At 61.2% G+C, this 19,484-nt stretch carries 15 protein-coding genes; 3 read left to right on the top strand and 12 right to left on the bottom strand.

The window, feature by feature from the left end; genetic code table 11:
* Positions 1-241: 241 nt before the first annotated feature.
* The 7 genes from AC3EA7_RS05520 to AC3EA7_RS05490 form a co-directional block, all read right to left on the bottom strand.
* Complete coding sequence (locus AC3EA7_RS05520) at positions 242-1,303, bottom strand: serine hydrolase domain-containing protein (RefSeq protein ID WP_488613034.1); 1,062 nt, start codon at positions 1,301-1,303, stop codon at positions 242-244.
* A 3-nt stretch (positions 1,304-1,306) separates the two neighbouring features.
* Positions 1,307-3,004: a long-chain-fatty-acid--CoA ligase gene (locus AC3EA7_RS05515; RefSeq protein ID WP_488613033.1), complete on the bottom strand. Its 1,698-nt coding sequence runs from the start codon at positions 3,002-3,004 to the stop codon at positions 1,307-1,309.
* Positions 3,001-3,447, bottom strand: coding sequence for an ACT domain-containing protein (locus AC3EA7_RS05510; RefSeq protein WP_488613035.1), 447 nt, complete (start codon positions 3,445-3,447; stop codon positions 3,001-3,003). Before AC3EA7_RS05510 ends, AC3EA7_RS05515 begins: the two co-directional genes overlap by 4 nt.
* 5 nt (positions 3,448-3,452) lie before the next feature.
* Complete coding sequence (locus tag AC3EA7_RS05505; RefSeq protein ID WP_488613032.1) at positions 3,453-4,268, bottom strand: alpha/beta fold hydrolase; 816 nt, start codon at positions 4,266-4,268, stop codon at positions 3,453-3,455.
* Complete coding sequence (locus AC3EA7_RS05500; protein WP_488613031.1) at positions 4,268-5,116, bottom strand: alpha/beta fold hydrolase; 849 nt, start codon at positions 5,114-5,116, stop codon at positions 4,268-4,270. Before AC3EA7_RS05500 ends, AC3EA7_RS05505 begins: the two co-directional genes overlap by 1 nt.
* A gap of 570 nt (positions 5,117-5,686) precedes the next feature.
* Positions 5,687-7,300 (bottom strand): heme o synthase, encoded by a 1,614-nt coding sequence (locus tag AC3EA7_RS05495; RefSeq protein WP_488613030.1) that lies wholly within the window; start codon positions 7,298-7,300, stop codon positions 5,687-5,689.
* A gap of 156 nt (positions 7,301-7,456) precedes the next feature.
* Entirely contained in the window at positions 7,457-8,971 is a 1,515-nt protein-coding gene (locus AC3EA7_RS05490) for a phosphohexomutase domain-containing protein (RefSeq protein WP_488613029.1), read from the bottom strand.
* Between the two features lie 575 nt (positions 8,972-9,546).
* Here AC3EA7_RS05490 and AC3EA7_RS05485 point away from each other — a divergent pair.
* On the top strand, positions 9,547-10,668 hold the full coding sequence (locus AC3EA7_RS05485) for an STAS domain-containing protein (protein ID WP_488613028.1): 1,122 nt from the start codon (positions 9,547-9,549) through the stop codon (positions 10,666-10,668).
* A 24-nt stretch (positions 10,669-10,692) separates the two neighbouring features.
* On the opposite strand, the gene AC3EA7_RS05480 is transcribed toward AC3EA7_RS05485, so the two are convergent.
* The 5 genes from AC3EA7_RS05480 to AC3EA7_RS05460 all read right to left on the bottom strand — a co-directional run bounded on the left by AC3EA7_RS05480 (position 10,693) and on the right by AC3EA7_RS05460 (position 15,947).
* Entirely contained in the window at positions 10,693-11,067 is a 375-nt protein-coding gene (locus AC3EA7_RS05480; RefSeq protein WP_488613027.1) for a response regulator, read from the bottom strand.
* 13 nt (positions 11,068-11,080) lie between these two features.
* A complete protein-coding gene (locus AC3EA7_RS05475; protein WP_488613026.1) occupies positions 11,081-12,820 on the bottom strand; it encodes a sensor histidine kinase in 1,740 nt (579 codons plus the stop codon).
* A complete protein-coding gene (locus AC3EA7_RS05470) occupies positions 12,817-13,926 on the bottom strand; it encodes a PstS family phosphate ABC transporter substrate-binding protein (RefSeq protein ID WP_488613025.1) in 1,110 nt (369 codons plus the stop codon). The genes AC3EA7_RS05475 and AC3EA7_RS05470 overlap by 4 nt, the downstream gene beginning before the upstream one ends.
* A 228-nt stretch (positions 13,927-14,154) precedes the next feature.
* Positions 14,155-15,168, bottom strand: a complete 1,014-nt coding sequence (locus AC3EA7_RS05465; protein ID WP_488613024.1) for a sodium:calcium antiporter — start codon at positions 15,166-15,168, stop codon at positions 14,155-14,157.
* A 248-nt stretch (positions 15,169-15,416) separates the two neighbouring features.
* Positions 15,417-15,947, bottom strand: a complete 531-nt coding sequence (locus tag AC3EA7_RS05460; protein WP_488613023.1) for a hypothetical protein — start codon at positions 15,945-15,947, stop codon at positions 15,417-15,419.
* Between the two features lie 885 nt (positions 15,948-16,832).
* On the opposite strand from AC3EA7_RS05460, the gene AC3EA7_RS05455 reads away from it, so the two are divergent.
* Both AC3EA7_RS05455 and AC3EA7_RS05450 read left to right on the top strand, forming a co-directional pair.
* The gene (locus tag AC3EA7_RS05455; protein ID WP_488613022.1) at positions 16,833-17,516 is read left to right on the top strand and encodes a response regulator transcription factor; all 684 of its coding nucleotides are present in this window, start codon (positions 16,833-16,835) and stop codon (positions 17,514-17,516) included.
* Positions 17,517-17,873: 357 nt separating this feature from the next.
* Positions 17,874-19,262, top strand: coding sequence for a (Fe-S)-binding protein (locus AC3EA7_RS05450; protein WP_488613021.1), 1,389 nt, complete (start codon positions 17,874-17,876; stop codon positions 19,260-19,262).
* The last annotated feature ends 222 nt before the right edge of the window (positions 19,263-19,484 follow it).

Below are 19,484 nucleotides of genomic sequence, written 5' to 3'. Positions count from 1 at the left end.
GCTTCTTGCAAAAGGTACAGACGGGCTACCTGATGGGTTGTTGTCCATGTCAAACTATACCATACACCTGCGTATGCTGTAAAGCGTTTTTAGCGCATTTTTGACAGGAGGCGAGAGGCGAGAGGCGAGAGGCAAGAGGCGGAAACCGACGGTCAAGAATCAGCGGTTAGGGGTTAGGATAACCTTCCCACCCTTCAACCTGCGCCCCTCTCGCTTCGTGCCCCTTGCCGCTGGCCTCGCTTCAACCTCCTGCCACCGCCGCGCTGATCGCTTCCGAATGGCGCAGCAGCCAGCCATTGTCGGCGGTGCGCGCGCCGAGGATTGCCCAGGCGACGCCACTCCCCGGCGCTGCCCACGCCAGACACCCCGATGCGCCGGTGTGCCCGAATGAGTCGGCGCCAACACCCCTGGGAAGCCAGTGCGGTTCCTTTTCGCCACGCACTTCCGGTCCCAATCCCCACGGGCAGGGGTTCCAGCGCAACGGCTCGATAAACCCGCCGGGCAGGTCATCCGTCTGGTTGGCAACCGCCGCAGCGCGCAGCGGCGGGCTCAGGAAGCCCGGCGGATGCCCGCAAAACGCGCGCACCAGCGCCAGGGCGCCTGCGGCAGTCGTCGCCAACCCGGCCCACGGCAGCGCCAGCGACCGCCAGAACGGCGAATTGAACGGCTCGAGCGGCGTTGCGCGGTGGCGACTGCGCACATCGGCGATGCGCGCCGGCGCGCGCGGCGGTTCCACTCCCAGATACCCTTCGATGCCGAGCGGTGTCAACACCAGATCGCGCAGTACGTCGCTGAAGCGCGCGCCGGTGCGCGCTTCCACCGCCAGCGCCAGCAAGCCATACCCGATGTTGCTGTAGAGCACCTCGCTCCCCGGCGGGTGATGCAGTTTTGCCTGCAGACACGCCTGCGCCAGAGTTTCCCAGGTCAACCCCGGTTCATACGGCGCCTCACTGGCGTTCAGGTCGATGGCGAATCCAGCCGTGTGACAGAGCAACCGGCGAATGGTCACGCCGGGGTGCGGCTCAACCCGCTGGACGTAGCGATCCACGGGGTCGTCCAGGTCGATCAATCCGCGATCCACCAGGCGCAGCACTGTAAGCGCTGTCGCCAGCTTCGTGATCGAAGCGACCGGGAAGAGATCGTCGGGAACAAGCGGGCGTCCCTCAGCGTCCGTTCCAACTGCGAATACCTCCGGTTGCTGGCGGTCCATCGCCACAGCGACGACGACGCCAGGGATGCGACCGGACGCAACCAGCGTTTCGGCGGCGGTGCGCGCTGCGGTGAGACGAGAAACAAGGTGCATACGTTATGCGTGATCCCCGGGTTCGGCGCGATCGTCGAGCAGCGCGCGCCGCAGCACTTTGCCGATGAACGAACGCGGCAGCGCGTCGCGAAACTCGACGACCGACGGAACCTTATGCGCGCTGAGGCGCTCGCGGAGAAACCCGATGATTTCGTCGCGAGTGGCGCGTTCCCCCTGGCGGAGGACAACGAATGCGCGCAGATCGGGATGCCCCCCGGTGTGGTGCGTGCCGGCGACGGCTGCTTCGAGCACTTTGGGGTGCTGGTAGAGCACTTCTTCGATGTCGCGCGGATAGATGTTGTACGGACCGGCAATAATGACATCTTTCTTGCGCTCGATGATCTGAAAGAAGCCGTCGGCGTCCATGCGCGCCATGTCGCCGGTGCGCAGCCAGCCATCCGGCGTGAAAGCGTCTGCGGTATCCTCCGGGCGATTCCAGTACCCCTGCATGAGCTGCGGTCCGCGCACCAGCAGTTCGCCGATGCGTCCTGGCGGCAGATCAGCGCCGGTTGCCGTATCGACGATCTTCGCTTCGGTCGATGGCAGTGGAATGCCAATCGTCGCGTGGCGCTCGTGCGTGGCGCCGAGCGGATTGGCGTGCGTTACCGGACCGGCTTCGGTCAACCCATATCCTTCGACGAGACGGGCGCGGGTGACGCGCTCGAACCCTTCCTGCACTTCGATGGGCAACGGCGCAGCCCCGCTGATGCAGGCGCGCAGCGACACCAGCCCGTATTGCCGCGCTTCCTTGATTTCCGCAATTGCGGCATACATCGGCGGCACGCCAGGGAAGATCGTCGCACGCTCGCGGCGGATGGCGTGCAGCACATTGCCGGTCTCGAAGGTGGGCAGCAGGATCATTGCCGCTGCAATCGCAACTGAAAAGTTCATACAGGCGGTCAGGCCGTAGGCGTGTGAAAACGGCAGCACGCAGATCACCCGTTCCACGCCGTGGCGTGCAGTGGGGAGCCATGCCGCCACCTGCAGCGCATTGGCGACCAGGCTGCGATGCGTATGGACAACTCCCTTGGCCTCGCCAGTCGTGCCGCCGGTGTACAGAATCGCCGCCGGTTCGCCGGGATGTATCTGAGGAAGGGGGACAACCGGATCGTCTGCCAGCAGACGCGCCATCCAAAGCGCGCGGCGCGCCTCATCGTCGGGAACGCGGTGCCCCTCGCGTTCCTGGCGCAACAGGGTGAATAAACGTCGCTGCCCAGGCGGAAGGAATTCCTTCAGGTTCGTGTAGATGACGCGCTGGACGCCAGCGCGCTCGCGGACTGCCGTAACCAGCGGGTAAAATATGCTCAAGGCAATCAGCGTTGTTACGCCTGCATCGGTCAACTGGCGCACGAGCCCTCCCGCCTCGAAGATCGGATTGGTCAGCGCCACGATCGCGCCCGCACGCCACGCGCCGTAGCAGGCAATGACCGCCTGCGGGATGTTCGGCAACACCAGTGCGACGCGCTCGCCGAGTTGAACGCCGGATTTCAGCAGTGCGCCGGCAAAACGCGTCGCCAGACGATCGAGGGTGGCATAGTCCACCTCGCGCCCGTAGAACAGCATGGCTGGCGCAGCCGGATACGCGCGCGCCGCTGCAGTCAGCAGGTCGGGCAGTGCGCTTTCCGGTACAGTGATCCCGGCAGGGACGCCGGGATCATAGAAAGCGAGCCAGGGATGGTCGGGCATACGTCGCGTGTTCACCCCTCCGCTGCGGTGGACGACACGAGCGAATCAAGCACTGCCAGTGCGCGGTCGAGATCCGCGTCGCGCAGCAGCAGATGGTCGCGGCTGAAACCGGAAACCGCCACAATCGGCACCGACTCCGCCGCCAGCGCGTTGCTGATGAGGGCAAGAAAACCGGTCAGGTCAGGCGGCAGATCGACGTCGAAACTGACGACACGATACGGACGTTCGACGCGGGCGCGTGGGAATGCCGGGCTGATGTTGCGCCAGTCGTTTTCGGGCAAAATGAACGTGATGGTGTCGGGAGCGACGAACAATTGCCACAGACGGGCGTGCAGACCGCCGAGCAGGCGTATGACCACCGCCGACTCGCGCGGATCGATCCCTGCCAGCACGTACCGTTCCGGCAATACCGACCAGCGCAAATGTCGCAGGATGTCAGGCAGGCGTGGATCGTGCATTGGAATCACAGAAGACCCTCCTCCCTGAGAATATCGTCACCTTCAACTTCACCGCGCCAGCTGCGCCGGACGCCAATAAAATGCTCGATAGCTCGGTTGACTGCTTGCGGACGTTCGAGTTGCGGCAGATGCCGGGCATACCGGATGATTTCCAGGCGCGATCCTGGCATAAGCCGGTGCATGCGTTGCAGCACTGGCGGCGGCACGATGAAATCGAACTGCCCGCCGATGATGAGCGCCGGCGTGGTAATCTGCGGCAGCAGATTCCAGCCGCGCCAGGGAAAGAGCGTTCCCGCCAGCACACGCTTGATGACGAACAACGGCGCATGCAGTTTGGGCGCGAGCACCGGGCGCAATCGTTCGAGCGCGGTGAGCGGGATCGGTAACTTCAGCACCGTTTCGAGCACTGGATGCAAATGGATCTCCGGCGCCGTCGCCAGGAGCGCCAGTCGCGCGACGCGCTGCGGTTGCGCGGCAGTGAATGTCAGCGCGATTGGACCGCCAAACGAGTGCGCCATCAGAATAAACGGCTCGCGGATTTGCAGGCGGTCGATCAGTTGGGTGAAATCCCACAAGAACTCTTCCAGCGTATAAGCGGAACGGGGGGCTTCGGACTGACCGTGCCCGCGAAGGTCGAAAGCGACGACGCGATAGTCGCGGACGAAGCGGGTCAGTTGCGGCAACCACTGTTCCGCACACCCGCCTGCACCGTGGATGAACACCATCGTTCCCTGCGCGTGAGTGGCGGGTGCGGCATCGATCACGCTCAGACGCACAGGCGCACTTCCGGCGACGGTGACGGTTGTGCGCGTCAGTTCCATCAGGCAAGAAACTCCAGTAATATGCGCAGAAACGCATCCGGTTGTTCGTCCATTGGGTGGTGCAGCGCACCGCGCAGCAGGACGAATCGCGCGCCAGGAATCGCAGACGCAACCCGTTGCGATAGGGCGGCTGGCACGACTGCATCGAGATTGCCGTTAATGACGAGGGTCGGAACATGCACCTGATCCAGGCGGTCCTCGAGTGAATTGGCGAACAACCCGTTGAGTAGACGATGCAACCCTTCGGGATCATGGTGCGCGGCAAACGCGGCGCGACGCAGTCCCGGCAGAACGCGCTCCATGCTGGCGATTGGATGCCAGTGGCGCGATAGCGCCTCTAATCCCTGATAGAAGATCAACGACGCACGCAATGCCGCCCACCCATAGCCATCCTGGAGATACAACCGCGTGTAGGGCGGCATTGCGGTTCCCAGCGCTGCGGGCGCCACCAGTGCCAGACGTTCCGCCAGATGGGGGTGGGTCAGCGTCAACTCCAGCGCCACATTGCCCCCCATCGAGTGCCCGACCAGCGCGACCCGATCGAGTCGCTGCGCTGTACAGAATGCGGCTACCCGCTGAGCAATGTGCTGCATACGTTCTGCGCCGTCGAGCGGCGAGCCGCCATGTCCCGGAAGATCGAGCGCGAAGATGCGGGCGCGTGCCGAGAGCGCTGCGATCGTGGCGCGCCAGATCTCTTTCGTGTCGCCCCATCCGTGCAGCAGCACGATGGCTCGCTCACCAGCGCCGGCAGCGCTATAGCGCAGACGACTCACGTCACAAAATGCTTCAATTGGCGAAATGGCTGGTGCGTCAATCATCGGGATTGGCGGCGCTGTTCTCAGTAGCATGATACCATACTCTGGGGGGTTAGGGGGTGTGAGAACCGAGAACTGATAGAGCATCAACTAGCTGGTGCACACTACTTGCCGGTGTTGACCGTCTAGCGGCTGACGTTGGCTGAGCCTGTCGAAGCCAACGTCAGCCGCTCCACGTCCTTGATTGTCCAGGTTTTGGTTGATCGCTCTATGAGAACCGGGGAGCGGAGGCGAAGGGTAAGGTCGCTTGTACACGCTGCCGTTTTCTTGCTCTCGCCTTCGTGCCTTTGTGTGATCGAAACGTTCACGTCCCCTGTTTGATGTTCCCTTACCAACGAGCGACGCGGGGAGAAGCATATGCCTCTCGACCCGCGTCTCGCGCCCCCCACGCCATTTCTCATAGAGCGGTCAACGAGATGCTGTACACTACCGGTGTTGACCGTCTAGCGGCTGACGTTGGCTGAGCCTGTCGAAGCCAACGTCAGCCGCTCCATGTCCTTGAGTGTCCAGGTTAGGGTTAGACTTCCCATATCCCGCCGCGCGCCCCTCGCCCCTTGCCTCGTGCTTTGCTTCACCTTCATCACGTTCAACTAACGCCTTCTCCTATGCAAACGCCATGCGATCCACAACCATTGCCACGAAGAGGAGCGCCAGGTAGAGCAGTGAATACTTGTAGAGCGCCCAGGCGGTCGTCGTTGTTCCATCGCGGCGAAGTTTCAGTGCGTAGTGCAGGAACACCCCGCCGAAGATTACCGCCATCAGCAGGTAGAACCACCCCAGCATCCCCAGCAGCGGCGGCAGCGCGGTAAGCGCCAGCATATAGATGGTGTAGAGCACGATCTGCCGGCGCGTCTCGACATCGCCTTCCACCACCGGCAGCATCGGCACCCCGGCGCGCGCATAATCCTTCTCGCGGATGATCGCCAGCGCCCAGAAGTGCGGCGGCGTCCAGAAGAACACGATCAGCCAGAGGAGCAGCGCCTCTGGCGCCAGCGAACCGGTCACTGCCGCCCAGCCAACGAGCGGCGGGAATGCGCCCGCACCGCCGCCGATGACAATGTTGTGCTTCGAGGTGCGCTTCAGCCAGATCGTGTAAATGAAGACGTAGTAGAGAAATCCTGCCAGCGCCAGCAGCGCCGCCAGCAAGTTGACGAAGATCGCCAGGATAGCGAATGCAATCACACCGAGCGCAATGCCGAGCGCCAGCGCGTGCCATGCCGGAATGCGTCCGCTCGGAATCGGGCGCCGGCTGGTGCGCCCCATGTTGATGTCGATGTCTTTATCCAGGTAACAGTTGATGGAATGCGAACCCGACGCCATCAACCAACCGCCGATCGTGGTCCAGAGCACCAGCGCCAATTCTGGAATACCGGCTGGCGTAATGTACATGCTGGTGATCGTCGTCAGAATGAGCAACGAGATAACCCCTGGCTTGGTCAGGCTGATATAGTCCTTCAGCAGCGACGGTTTGCCTTCCAGCAGCGCCGTATCGGTCATGCCAGGGCGTGCGACCGTTGCGGACGATGGCGACTTCGCTGTAGCCGCTGCAGGAAATGGACGGCGCAGCGCCAGCGTCGCCAGCACGACCAGCGCCCCCCACGCCGTGGCGCTCAACCCCAGGTGCGTCAGGCGCGCAACAGACACCGGCAGCGACTCGCCGGCCTGCGCCAGGAGCACCTGCACCAGACCGACGATGTTTTGCGCCAGCATCAACCCCAGCGCCCACGCAACGGCGATGTGCAACGCGCGTTCGTGCCTGATACGCCAGGTTTGAACTGCCAGGGCTGCAATCAGAATTGTTGCACCGCCAGCCAACCCGCGGTGCGCCAGCGCAAGCCAGGCGCTATTGCCAGCCCCATCGCATCCCGGCCACGTCTGGCATGCCCACAGCGTGCCTGCACTCGTGTTGAGCGCGCCGGCGACCAATGCCAGGTACAGCACGCCGATAGCGGCGAACGCCAGGGTCAGATAAGCGCGGCGGGCGGCAGCCGCGCGCCCGCCAAGACGCACCGGCGCTGCGCTGGTGCGCATACCGGTGTACAGGGCAAGCGCCAACCCCAATGCCGCAGTTGCGATGCTGCTCACCGCAGCGCCGGTTGCATCGCTTGCAACGCTGCCTGCCAGAACGGCGCCATACGCGACAAGCGCCAGGACAATGAACACCCAGGATGATCGGACCAGCGGGAGAGCAAGAATTCGCGCGTTCTCACGGCGCATGTGGACCTCCTGAAGCCGGGGTGACCGGAAGAACCAGGGATGTGCCTGTGCAGATTCCCTTGGGGCGTCTATCGGTCCGAGTCTATCACATGGAATAATTTGTGTCAAACTTCACAAAGAAAAGAATGGTTCACCTACGGTTGTGAGTCGTTCACTTTACCCGACGTAGCGCGGTCCCGCCTGAAAGCGCCGAACCGTTTCTTCGATCAGGCGCACGGCTGCGTCGCGGCGCGCTGCTGTCCCCGCCGTCACCTCCCAGCGTGCCAGCCCCTTTTCGCTCTGCGAGGCGCGCTGTGCCACCTGTGTCCATTCCTTCGTCAGCGGCGTATCGGCGTCGATGATGAAGGGCAGCCCGTCACGCAGCAATGTCGCGTCCATATCGACGCCATTCGCCATATGGCGTATCGCCTTCCAGCCGCTGCGCACAAAGGCTTCTTCGACGGCTGCCAGCGCCGCAGCACGCAGGTCGTCGTTCGGGAAGTGGTACCCCCATTCGCGCTCGCGGAACGTCGAATGTTGCAGATCGATCAGGTCGCGGTAGAGCGACGGATCCTCCTGCCAGGCGCGCGCTGTCAGGAGCGCAAAGAAGAGCGTATTTTCAGTTGGAAAGACCATCCCCTCGTGGCGGATGGTCAGGTAGTAGTGTGACGACTCCTCGACTGCGGCGATGAATCCGGCAGCGGCATATTTTCCTAACGTTTGCTTGATCTGTGAATGGCCATTGCGGATACTGTGCACCCCGAATCCCTGCCGCGCGATGCGCATGATCGCCAGCGGATTGGCTTTGAGATCGACATACAGGTTGGGATGGGAAATGTCGGGAAAAATGGCGCGCAGCCGCGGCGCCAGTGCGACGAGGTTGAACGCCGGGCTGAGTTGCCGTCCATCGGGCGCAACGATGTCGAGACGGTCGCCGTCGCCGTCGAAGAACATGCCGAAGTCGAACCCGCCCTGGCGCAACAGTTCCAGCGATGGTGCAATCGACGCATGCACCGCCGGATTGGGCGCTCCCGCCGGAAAATGACCATCCGGCGCCAGATGACGCGGCTCGACCTCCGCCCCTGCGGCAGTGAACGCCAGCAGCATCTCCTGCCCTGCCGCTCCGGAGAGGAAATCCTGCACGATCCGCAACCCCGAAAGCGCGCCTGGTCCGACGCCAGCCAGGCGCATGGCGTCGTGCACATAATCATCGAGATAATCGACCAGGCGCAATCTGCCGCCACGCAGCGGCTCAGGGCGCACACCGCGTTCGTACAATTCGCGCAGCGCCTGCAACCCGCCGCCAGGACCGCATCCATCTGCGATCGGTTGCACGCCGGGCGCGACAATCTTTTGCCCGGTGTCGCTCCCGGGGTTGTGTGATGCGCCGTACATAATCCCCGCTGCATCCGGATGGCGCATGCAGGTATAGTAGAACAGGCAGGCGGAACTGACCTGGGGCGCTGCCAGGACCTCAAACCCCAGGTCGCGGAAGATGCGGATGCCCTGTTCGAGATACCGGGCGCCAGAAAGACGTGCATCGCGGCAGAGCACGACTTTCCTGGCGCCCAGGTGCTCGCGGAAATAGAACGCCTCGGCATACGCCAACCGCTCGGAGAGATCGAGGGTCAACTGTGATGCTGGCGTGCGAATATCGTAGGCTTTGAACATGCTCAGATTGAGATGGGACACGACGACACTCCTTGTTTGCGCACTGAGCACTCAGCGGGGCGCGCAGTCGCCCCCGGCGATTGTAGAAGATGCCACGAGGCGCGTCAATACATATCCGCCGACGATTCCCGCAGCGATTGGCGTTGGCGGAGCCGGTGGAAGCCGATGCTGGTGAGAGCGGCTGGCGTTGGCGGAGCCGGTCGAAGCCAACGCCGGTGAGAGCGGTTGGCGTTGGCGGAGCCGGTGGAAGCCGATGCTGGTGAGAGCGGCTGGCGTTGGCGGAGCCGGTCGAAGCCAACGCTGGTCACGAGATGGTCTCATATCCGGTTGATCTTCCTGATGAGATACCGGTGCTTGTGATACAATGTTGCGTAAAATCATCAACGTCAATGATGCGCAAGCCGCGCACGGGTTCAGCGCGCATCATCGAGCAGCGCGTGATGTGCGTTGTCTCCCGACCGCCCCCCATTGCCACGTTCGCACTCGCAATCCCCTCGTAGTGAATGCAGGCGCTGAGGCGCCGCAGCGCCTTTTGGCATGGAGATAGACGTCTCGTTCTTATCCGACTCACAAATCCATTTGTGGAGGAGGCTCGCATGATCAATGCGTTCAAGCGCTGGTTGAGATCGCTGCCGTATACCGACCTCACCACGTACCGCCAGGCGTCTCTGCTTCAGGGGATGCTGCTCGGCGTTGCCATACTTGCCTTCTTCGGTATGTTTGTGCCGTTCCTGGCGCTGGCGCCTGTTCCGGGGATATTATTCGTTGTGGGCAGTATCCTGGCGAGTGTGCCGGTTCAGGTGGCAGGCATCGTGTTCGTGCGGCGCGGTCGCCTTGCGACGGCGCTTGTGCTTGGCTGCCTTGGGCTGCTGCTGGTGACCGGCGCCGTATTGCTCGCCACCGGCGTCCACAGCAGCGGCGCCTTGATGCTGGCGTTCGCCCTGCCGATTGCGCTTGCCGGGCTGATGGGAACCGGACGGTTGGTGATCGTCGTGATTGTCTTCAGCAGCAGCCTCGTTGCGATGACGATTGTGCTCGAAATCCTGCATATTCCGTTTGTCGGCATTGCCGCATCGCGCGCAGGGAACTTCGGCGATCTGGGAGGATTTATTGTGAACGCCGCCGTTCTGGGTCTCTTTACCACTCTTTTTGGGCAGACGCTGCGCACGACATTGCAGGAAGCGCAGGAGCGCAGCCGGCGCCTGGAGGAGTTTCAGGCGACGCTAGAAGTGAAGATTGCCGAACGCACGGCGGAGGTGCAGGCAGCGCTGGCGGAAGTGCGAGACCGCGCTGCGGCTCAGGAGCGCCTGCTGGAAGAGAATCGTCAACAACGCGCAATCATTCAGGGATTGAGCGTACCGGTGCTGCCGGTCAGCGCCGATACCCTGATCATTCCGCTGGTGGGCGCGCTCGATAGCGAGCGCCTGAGCGTGCTGCAGGATCGGGCGCTCCACGCGCTCGAACGCTCGACGGCGCAGCGACTCATTCTCGACATCAGCGGCATTCCGCTGGTGGATCAACAGGTTGCCCAGGGGCTGCTCGACGTTGTAAAGCAGACGCGGTTGCTCGGCGCTGAGACGGTGCTGGTCGGCATTCGCCCGGAAGTGGCGCAGACGCTCGTCGGGATTGGCGTCGATCTCCGAAAGATGCGCACCTATCGAGACCTTGAGGCGGCGCTGCGCCATCAGCGTCACGTTCGACAGATACCCCTGGCGTAATGGCGACGAGCGTCCGCCCTGCTTTCAACCCTTGCCGTCGTTCACTAACGACGTCACTTTCCCGATGAGACGCTCGAAGTCGACCGGCTTTGCAATGTAATCGACGCACCCTGCGTCAAAGGCGCGCTGGATTTCATGCGGTGTCACATGGCCTGTGACCGCAAGCACTGGAATGTGGCGCAACTCATCGATCGCCTTGAGCCGGGTTGTTGCTTCCCATCCGTCCAGCACCGGCATCGACAGATCCATCAGAATAATGTCAGGGTGATGCGCCTGAGCCAGTTCGATGGCTTCCTGCCCGTTTGCGGCGCTCACCGTTCGATGTCCGACAAGTTCCAGCATCCGACACAGAATGTCACGATTTTCGAGAAAATCGTCCGCAACCAGAATGGTAGCCATGCAGTCCTCCACACTACGCGCTGAGGGTCGTGGTCGTAGGCAATGACGGCGCCGTAGTGGCATGATCCACGTCGTGGTGAATAGCGCCTCGCATCCTTTGGGCAAAATCGAGACGGACATCAGCCGTATGAGCGGCGCTGATGACGGTTGGCAGACACACCGTAAAGACCGATCCTTTGCCGAGTTCGCTCGTTACCGAGATATCTCCGCCGAGCAGACGGCACAACTGCTGACTGAGCGCCAGCCCGAGACCGGCGCCGCCGTATTTTGCCGATGCGTTGTTCTGATGCACCTGAGTGAACGGCTGAAACAGGCGCTTCATCTGTTCCGGCGCAATGCCAATGCCGGTGTCGGCGACGCTAAACCGTACCCTATCGCCATCAGCTCTGTGGTCATGCTCGATGGTCAGCGTAATGGTCCCTTTGTCGGTAAACTTGACCGCATTGCTCAACAGATTGAAGAGAATCTGGCGCACTTTACCCGCGTCGGACTGCATGGTCGCAACGTCGGGCTTGCATATCAGGGTCAGGGTATTGTTGCGATTGCGCGCCAGCGGCTCGATGATCCCGATCACCTCATGCGCCACGGCACTGACGCTGAACGTATCGATCTCGACATTCATCCTGCCCTGCTCGATTTTCGAGAAGTCCAGAATGTTGCTGATGATGGTGAGCAGATGCTTACCCGCCGAGCGAATACGTTCCAGATCGGAAAGCATTTCAGTTTTTCCTCTCATTTGCGCTTCCAGGTATAACAACTGCACATATCCCAGGATGGCGTTCAGCGGTGTCCGCAGTTCGTGGCTCATCGTCGCCAGGAACATGCTTTTGGCGTGACTGGCTGCTTCCGCCGCCGCCTGCGCGCGATGCGCCGCTTCCTCTGCTTGCCTGCGCTGCACCAGGTCTTCCATCAGCCGGCGTTGTGTCTCCAGGCTCGCCGAAAGTTCGGCGTTGCGCTCTTCGAGCAGCAGACGCTGCTGGCGCAGGCTGGTGACCATCAGATTGAAATTATTCGCCAGCAGCACCAATTCATCGCTGCCGCGCAGCGACACCCGCTGGTTCAGGTCGCCGCCCGAAACGGCGACGGTTGCATCGCGCAGTGTGCGAATGCGCCGCGCAATATTGCCGGAGAGCGTCAGACCGATCACCGCAGAGACGAACACCGTCAGAATGGTCTCGCTCACAATCACAAAGCGCGAGGTTGAATATGCCGTCTCGACGCTCGCACGCGCCGCCTCGGCGCGCGCCTGGCTCTGGGTTCTGATCTTCTGAATGTTCGTCTGCAAACTGCCATAGAGCGGCGACAATCGACCAAACGACGGATGCACATTCCCGGTATTGCTGTTGCGGTTCGCCGGCAAAAACTGGGTGTGGGTCAGAAACACATAGCGCTGCCAGTCTTGCTGCGTTTGTTCAAAGATCTGGAGTTCGGTCTGATCCGGCTGATAACTGGCGCTATACTCGCTAAAGATGCCGTCCATGCGCGTTTCGAGGTCGAGCAATTCCTTTTCGATGCGCTGTTTATCGGCGGGAGCAGTATTGAGGATGTACTCCATCTGCCGGTTGCGGTAGTTCAGCAGCACGTCGTTCATCGCATTGACCAGATCGATCGAGAGGATCGTCTGATTGACGACGAAATCCGCCTTCTGGTTCATAATGCTCATCTGGTGCAGTGCGAAACTGCCCAGCACCAGCATCAGAATCAGGTCAACGCCAAGCGCCGCCAGCAACTTCGCCCGGATCGAGAGTCTCATTGTCCCTCCAAGACGAGCAACTTTTCGATTGATACGCCTACCGGAACCGGCTTGTCGAAGATCGAACCGGTCACTCGCCGATCGACACGCTGTTGCACCAGTTCATAGGCGCGCTGCGGCAATGGGATGTAACGCGCATCACGCGCCAGTTGCCCGGCATTGGCCAGGTAGAACTCGACAAAAGTCCGCACGTCCGGCCGATCGAGCCGGTCGGCGCGCACATAGATGAAGAGGGGGCGCGAGAGCGGCGTGTATGTGCCATCGGTAATCGTCTCGGTTGAGGGAACCACGCATCCCTGCCCTGCATCCACCGCCACGACGTTTACTTTGTCGGTATATTCCTGGTAATACGCGAACCCGACGTATGCAAGACCATCTCTCTCTTCAATAACACGCTGCATGAGCACGTAATCGTCTTCGCTGCCAATGTAGTCAGTGCGACTGGCATCCTCCTTGCCGACGATTGCAGCGGTGAAATAGTCGTGTGTACCGGAGTCAATTCCCGGCGCGTACAGTTTGAATGGCTGATCGGGCCAGTCGGAGCGTATCTGCCGCCACGTGGTGATAACCCCTTCAGACTCGGGCGTCCACATCTGTTTCAATTCATCGACGGTCACGCACTGCGCCCACGTATTTTCGCGGTTGACGATAACCGAAATGCCGTCGAAGGCAATCGGTATTTCGACAAACTTGATCTTATTCGCGCGGCAGATCTCGCTCTCGTCCGGTTTGATCGGTCGCGAGGCGTCGGAGATGTCGGTAATGCCCGTACAGAACTTCTTGAACCCGCCGCCTGTACCGCTGACGCCAAGTTGAATGGTCACATTCGGCGCCAGTGCTGCAAATTGCTGCATGGCGAGTTCCGTGATCGGGTACACCGTGCTGGAGCCATCGATCACAATGTCGCCACTGAGATCGGGAAGCGTCGTCGGCTCTGGAACCGGCGTCGCCGTTGGTTGAGCCGCAGCGACCTGCGGGGTGGCAGTTGGCACAGAAGTCGGAAGAGGAGACGGTGAAATCTCTGGATTCGGTGAGGCAGTGCCAGCGCATGCTGAGAGAAACAGGGCGATCACAACCATCCCACTGCGATGCAGCCTGCTGAACACAGTTCCCTCCTGCCACGCGGGTACAGTCGTACCCCGGTTCTGGCAACGCGGTATGCACAAATAGAATCCTGTACATGAACGTGTGAGTATACAGTGCTTGTGTGCAGCATCGCACAACCGTCTGACAAAGGCAGTCATCCTACTGTGTCGAAGTATATCAGATCAATATTAATACTCTGTATCGCTGGTATTAAGAAATAGTTTAATACGTGCGAATAGTACGATGCCTCAGCGCACACCATCTTGCAGATACAGCGCCACATTCGCCAGCGCATACACGACTGCAATGCCCAGCGCATCCCAGGCGACGAACAGCCGTTTGCTATCGCTGCGATAGGTCAGCCCCACAATCGCAATTGCGGTCATGATCATTGCCGCCAGTACGGCAATGATATGTGAGGTCTCAATCGCCGCCAGCAGCGGACCCGGCGTATAGAACAGATCATCGAGCGCCAGGATGCCGATATTGAACAGGTTGCTGCCGAAGATATTGCCGACCGCCATATCGATCGCGCCAATCCGCAGCGCCGCAATCGAGACGACCACTTCGGGCAGCGATGTCGAAAGGGCGACGAAGATGGTTCCGAAGAAGGTTTGCCCCAGGCCCGTTGTCTCCGCCAGGGTTTCAGCCAGCCCGGGAAGATAGAGCGCCGCGCCGACGATGAGGATAGTGTTGAGGGTAAACAAGCCATAGACGCGCGCCGCCGACGGATGGCTCGCCTCGGTTTCCGTGGCCATCTCGGCGACGAATTCCGCCACAATGCGCCGTTGCTCATATGTGAAAATTGTGCGCATCGCCAGCAGGTAAATCACGATGAAGAGCACGCTCGACACGCTCATCCAACCGATGACCGGGAGCATCTCTCCTAAAACGATGCTCAAACTGACCAGTCCGAGCAGAATGACCCCGAAGGATGCCGACAGCACCTGCCCCTGATGCACCCGCGCCGAGATCGGCGATGGACCGTGCAGCGCATCGAGCATGGCGATGATCAGCAGATTGAACATACAACTGCCGGCAATATCGCCCATGGCAATATTCGGCACGCGAAAGATGGCAACCGAACTGAACCCGGTGATCAATTCCGGCAGCGACGTCACCGATGCCAGCAGCACCACGCCAATCCACGTGCGTCCCAGACCGGTCATGTCTGCGATGACATCGCCGTAGCGCGAGAGTTGCGTGCCGGCAACCAGGATCACAGCGGCGCACACGATGAAGAGCAGCCACGTCAGCAGCATAGATGTTCCTTCGAGGTGCAACGTGCGCGTTTGGACATTCCAGGCGCAAGATGCCGCCATTGTACCAGGAGTCCCAGGTAGCGCCGTTGCATTGCAACGGCGCCGCTGCATCACACGTTCCACGCTGACGGTGGGGACGTGGAACAGAGGCAGGTAGGGGCGCGCCACCGGCGCGCCGGTGCGGGTGAAACGCGGGGAACGGAGGGAGGGAGGGGCGCGCCACCGGCGCGCCGGTGCGGGATGATCGACTACTTCACGATAACCGGCAGGTACACGGCGCCAAGCGGCGCATAGTACGCCACCCGCACCCCACACAGACTCAGCAAAGGCGAATCAGGCGTGTCCAGATCCTTGCGCCATTCGGCCAGATAGTTGTAGTTCTGGTTGTCAATGGTCGTCGGGTTGTTTTCTGTGCTGTTGGTTTGCCGGTAATCACTCGTATTGGGCGGGCTTTTGGCGGACAGCGTATATCCGCCGTTGCCCTTTCCATCGTTCAAAATGAAATAGGCTGTGCTGGTGGTTGTCGTGATCACCGAATCATATGTATAGAGGGTGATCGATACAACCTGCGATCCTTGCGGCAAATGCACCGGTGCGGAGAACGGAACGCCCTGGGACATCTGGTTCACACACCCGGTCACCTGGCGCGCAAAAGGACCAGATCCGCCTGGCGTAAACGTATTGCCGCTGATAAAGTAGTAACTCAGCGTGGAACTCAGGGCTGCCGGGCTGGTCGTCGATTGAACGTCTGACACATACGGCGGCAGAGGCGCCTGCATGCCAGGCGCTACCATGTGGGGCGCTGGCGCGATGGCCTGCCCTTTTGCTCACCGGCCGCATACGCGAGAGCTGAGACTGCCACCAGTACTGCCGCAACAGCGAAGATAACGGTCAGCGTGATGGGGTTGCGCGTGTTCATAGTCTTCCCTTCCTTTGCGATGGCGGTGTTCTGTCAGAACACCGCCGACTTTTTGTGCAGGAGAAATCGATCGCTCGAAGATTGAGGTCGTCCCCCATACTGGACCACGAAATCGTACAGCGATGCGACAGATCGGTCAAGCCGCGCGGTTCTGGCGGGTACAGGCATGATTTGTCAAGAAACGACGCTGCGGCCGCCGGCGATTGAAATCGCTCTCGAAGGACCTGCGGCCGACCGTTCGCCTGCGCGGAGGGGAGCGGCGGCGGAATGGCTGTGACTGGCGCCAGTGCACGGCGCCCCGCCGCCCCGGAGGATCGAGCGTGCGGGCGAGACGCCTGCGCCCGCAGAGCGGCGCGCTGAGCGACGCTTCGGCGGGCGCAGCGCGCCGCGGACAAGCGCCTCGTCCCTCGTCCCTCATCACTGGCATGCGCAATGCCTGCGTCTCCAGGGCAGTGTGCACCGTTTCAGCGGGTCGCACAAAAACATGAGATAGTATGCCAATTGAAGTTGAAACAACAAAAACATGAGACAAAAACACACAAAAAGTCAGAAATATCATACACGATAGCATAACCGCCAGTGCGCCGAGATGCTCTGAAAATGAGCGCCGCCGTGATCTGAGTAGAAGATGAGCACTGCGTGATAGACGAATGAGGCGGCGACATGGTAAAAACGCGGTTGTACATCGTGCGCACGATCATTGTTACGCTATTCGCGGTACACGTTCAGGAGGAGTTTTGACTCTATGCCTCACATTCATCTGGTGGATAGCGACAGCACATCGCTGAGCATCACTGCCGCCCTGCTCGAGCGCGCACACTACCATACCAGTTCTTCGAGCGGCGGGCGCAATGCGTTGCGCGCTGTGTTCGGCAGTATGCCCGATATGGTGATACTCGAGGCAGAACTGAACGATTACGACGGGTTCGAGGTGTTGCGCCGCATCCGGCGCAGCCTGGATACGCCGGTCGTTTTCTACAGTCAACGCGCACGCGCCGAAGACCGCATCATGGGGCTGCGCCTCGGCGCCGATGATTATATCGCCAAGTACACCCCCGCGCCGGAATTCATCGCGCGCGTCGGCGCGGTGCTCCGCCGCTGCCAGCAGGCGCGCCGTCCACCGCTCGAGCGACTGAGTTGCGGCGAGTGGGTTCTCGATCCAGCCGGGCAGATCTGTGTGACCTCCGACCGTCCGGCGGTCGAATTGACGCCACGCGAAGTGCATCTGCTGTCGTTCCTGATGAAACGCAGCGGTCAGGTCTGTACGACGAGCCAGATCATTCAGCATATCTGGGGCTATACTACCCGGCAGTCGCGCAGCATCGTCGCTACCTCAGTCTGGCGATTGCGCGCCAAACTCGAACGCGATGCCGATCAACCTCGCCACATCCTGACGGTGCGGAATATCGGGTATACCTTCGTGCCGTAACGGGAACCACGTCTACTCCACCATACCCAAGCCCGGCGATCTGGTTCGCAATTCGTCTGACGCTTGCCCCCCCTTCTCCCCTGGTGGGAGAAGGGGGAATTAGGCGTCCTGATGGCGCACACGAGCGACTCATCATAGGGTGCGCCAGCAAATGGACCCTTCTGGGCAGGAGAGCATTCCTGCGACAGGCTTACCCCTTCGTGTCCCTTCGCGTCCTTCGTGGATGATACGCGGCGCCGAAGCGCATGTTGCGCACCTATATGCCCTCGATTTGCACGCTGCGCAGGGAAACGGTATCATACGGGCGCTAAGAAACGTGTAAGTCTGGATGCCGCTCTGCCAGGACTGGTGCGCCCTGTGGTGAACTGCACCCTGGACGGCATACCCCTGGACATTCTGGACGCGAAAGCCAACGCCATGATTGCCGAGCACGAAATTACTGCCAGCGTTCCGTTCGCCGGTTCCGACATTCCCAGCGATGCCGTGATCAATTCGTGCGTTCATTGCGGGTTGTGTCTGCCTGCCTGCCCGACGTACCGCGAAACCGGGCTTGAGCAGTTCTCGCCGCGCGGTCGTATTTATCTGATGAAAGCCGTCGCCGATGGACGCATCGGGATGGAGAGCGAGGTCTTTCAGGAGCAGATGAGCGCCTGCCTCAACTGCCGCGCCTGCGAAGCTGTCTGTCCCAGTGGTGTGTTGTACGGCCAGATCCTGGAGGCGTCGCGCACGCAGATCGAACAGGCAAAGGCTGATGGACGCCTCCCGCCGCATCCCTGGCTGGCGCGTCTTCTGCGCTTCGGCGCGTTTGGCTTCCTCTTCCGCAATCCAAAACTGTTCCGCCTCTTCTCGCGCCTGATGTGGCTCTATCAGAAGAGCGGCGTACAGGCGTTGGCCCGTCGCAGCGGTGCGCTCCGCGCCCTGAAACTCGATGAGACCGATGCGCTCCTGCCGCCGATCTGTGACCGGTTTGCCGTTCCTGAGGGGCAAGTCCTCCCGGCGGAAGGCAAAGAACGTTTCACCGTGGCGCTGCTCACCGGCTGCATCATGGCCACGGCGTTCGCCGATGTCCACGAGGCGACCATTCGTGTGTTGCGCAAGAATGGCTGCACGGTTATCCTTCCGCCGGATCAGGGGTGCTGCGGTGCGCTCCACGCTCACGGCGGCGACCTGCCTGGCGCGCGTGACCTGGCGCGCCAGAATATTGCTGCATTCGAGGGGTTGGGAGTCGATGCGATTATCGTCAATGCCGCCGGGTGCGGCTCGACGCTCAAGGAATACGGGCATCTGCTCCACGACGATCCGCAGTGGAAGGATCGCGCTGGTCGCTTTTCCGCAAAAGTAAAGGATGTGACCGAGTTTCTGGCGGCGCTCGACCTGAATACCGCCGCCATGCGCCCGCTGAACCTGACGGTGACGTATCAGGAGCCATGTCATCTGGCGCATGCGCAACGCATCAGCGTCCAACCGCGTCAACTGCTGCGCGCCATTCCTGGCGTCACCCTGCGGGAAATGCAGGAGTCGTCGCTCTGCTGCGGCTCAGCCGGCATCTACAATGTGACGCAACCTGACATGGCGGCCTGCCTCGGCGAACGCAAACTGAACCACGCGGAAGCCACCGGCGCAGAGGTCATCGTCACCGCGAACCCTGGCTGTCACCTGCAACTCGAAAGCGGGTTGCGGCGTCGCGGCTCGAAGATGCAGGTGCGCCATGTCGTCGAAATATTGGATGAGGCGTATGGGCGGTGACAGGCGAGCGGGATGAGGCGCGAGGCGAGAGGCTTGAAGCAAGGGGCGAGCGGAAATAAGCCTCGAAAGAGGCGTCGAGTATTGCGGGGAGGTTGCAGGTGCGAGGGCAGGAAGGCATTCCTGACTTTTGATACCTATCCTCATAGAACAGAAGCATTCACTAAAGGGAGGTTGCAGGTGCGAGGGCAGGAAGGCATTCCTGACTTTTGATACCTATCCTCA

The organism is Roseiflexus sp., assembly GCF_057785375.1.
Note: the sequence above shows the minus strand (reverse complement) of the source record. Positions and strands in the feature narration are given on the sequence as shown.

What these genes read in the sequence shown, in the direction of transcription:
- AC3EA7_RS05495 (WP_488613030.1), bottom strand. Translation starts at nt 7,300, where the DNA reads ATGCGCCGTGAGAACGCGCGAATTCTTGCTCTCCCGCTGGTCCGATCA.
- AC3EA7_RS05475 (WP_488613026.1), bottom strand. Translation starts at nt 12,820, where the DNA reads ATGAGACTCTCGATCCGGGCGAAGTTGCTGGCGGCGCTTGGCGTTGAC.
- AC3EA7_RS05480 (WP_488613027.1), bottom strand. Translation starts at nt 11,067, where the DNA reads ATGGCTACCATTCTGGTTGCGGACGATTTTCTCGAAAATCGTGACATT.
- AC3EA7_RS05485 (WP_488613028.1), top strand. Translation starts at nt 9,547, where the DNA reads ATGATCAATGCGTTCAAGCGCTGGTTGAGATCGCTGCCGTATACCGAC.
- AC3EA7_RS05520 (WP_488613034.1), bottom strand. Translation starts at nt 1,303, where the DNA reads ATGCACCTTGTTTCTCGTCTCACCGCAGCGCGCACCGCCGCCGAAACG.
- AC3EA7_RS05510 (WP_488613035.1), bottom strand. Translation starts at nt 3,447, where the DNA reads ATGCACGATCCACGCCTGCCTGACATCCTGCGACATTTGCGCTGGTCG.
- AC3EA7_RS05465 (WP_488613024.1), bottom strand. Translation starts at nt 15,168, where the DNA reads ATGCTGCTGACGTGGCTGCTCTTCATCGTGTGCGCCGCTGTGATCCTG.
- AC3EA7_RS05460 (WP_488613023.1), bottom strand. Translation starts at nt 15,947, where the DNA reads ATGCAGGCGCCTCTGCCGCCGTATGTGTCAGACGTTCAATCGACGACC.
- AC3EA7_RS05455 (WP_488613022.1), top strand. Translation starts at nt 16,833, where the DNA reads ATGCCTCACATTCATCTGGTGGATAGCGACAGCACATCGCTGAGCATC.
- AC3EA7_RS05500 (WP_488613031.1), bottom strand. Translation starts at nt 5,116, where the DNA reads ATGCTACTGAGAACAGCGCCGCCAATCCCGATGATTGACGCACCAGCC.
- AC3EA7_RS05505 (WP_488613032.1), bottom strand. Translation starts at nt 4,268, where the DNA reads ATGGAACTGACGCGCACAACCGTCACCGTCGCCGGAAGTGCGCCTGTG.